2 protein-coding genes are annotated in these 771 nt (G+C 41.1%); both read left to right on the plus strand.

What is annotated here, in order from left to right:
- Positions 1–121: 121 nt before the first annotated feature.
- Entirely contained in the window at positions 122–316 is a 195-nt protein-coding gene (locus N1032_RS24950; protein WP_259543245.1) for a hypothetical protein, read from the plus strand.
- 12 nt (positions 317–328) lie between these two features.
- A partial coding sequence (locus N1032_RS24955) for a DEAD/DEAH box helicase family protein (protein WP_259543247.1) occupies positions 329–771 on the plus strand: 443 nt, incomplete at its 3' end.

Consider the following 771-nt stretch of genomic DNA (forward strand, 5'->3'; position numbering starts at 1 on the left):
TCTCATGATGAGGCACAAAAGAAAGCTGGTATTTCTCATGGGTCTTTCTACAGATCTTTCAAGCAAGCTAAAAGTGGTTTTGCTGAGATCGTAGATCGTCATTTCGATACAGGAGAATACAATGGAGCTGATTAAGTCACTTACTTGGTATGATATTTATTTTGTTAAATACGTCCAAGAGTATTGGATTGTTAATCGCAGTGTTGATGCTAAAGAGGGCGTAGGCGATAATCTGTCTATGGCTCTCGCTAAAGCAGAGGCTTTGGATGAGTCTCTGTCTAAATTTATTGCCCAAGGTAAATACGAAAACGTATAAGGACTATACACAATGTCACAAATTATCATTCTCAATGGCCCGATTGGATGCGGTAAAGATACTGTTGGTGTAGCATTTGCAGAACGTGAAGGTTGGGAGTTCACAGCTTTCAAAGATCCTATGTTCCGTATTGCAGCTACAACTTTAGGTATGGATTTTCACGAATTCATTGAATCTTATCAAGATCGTGAATGGAAGGACTCTCCCAATGAGAAACTGAATGGTCGTACTGTTCGTGAACTGATGATTCATATCAGTGAAACTTACATCAAGCCATTCTTAGGCTCCGATTATTTTGGACAACAAGCCGCCGATTACATTCGTCGTCGTCCGTGGCAACGTCATTTCATCTTTGGTGATGGTGGTTTCTCTCCAGAAGTAGAAGCCCTTATCACTGCTGGCCATGACGTAATTCTTGTTCATATGTATCGTGACGGTTGCACCTTCGAAGGTGA

Origin of the sequence: Herbiconiux daphne (genome assembly GCF_024979295.1) — a bacterium.
GTDB lineage: Bacteria > Actinomycetota > Actinomycetes > Actinomycetales > Microbacteriaceae > Herbiconiux > Herbiconiux daphnes.

Excerpts from the sequence above, each read along its gene's own strand:
- N1032_RS24950 (WP_259543245.1), top strand. The coding sequence starts at position 122 with ATGGAGCTGATTAAGTCACTTACTTGGTATGATATTTATTTTGTTAAA.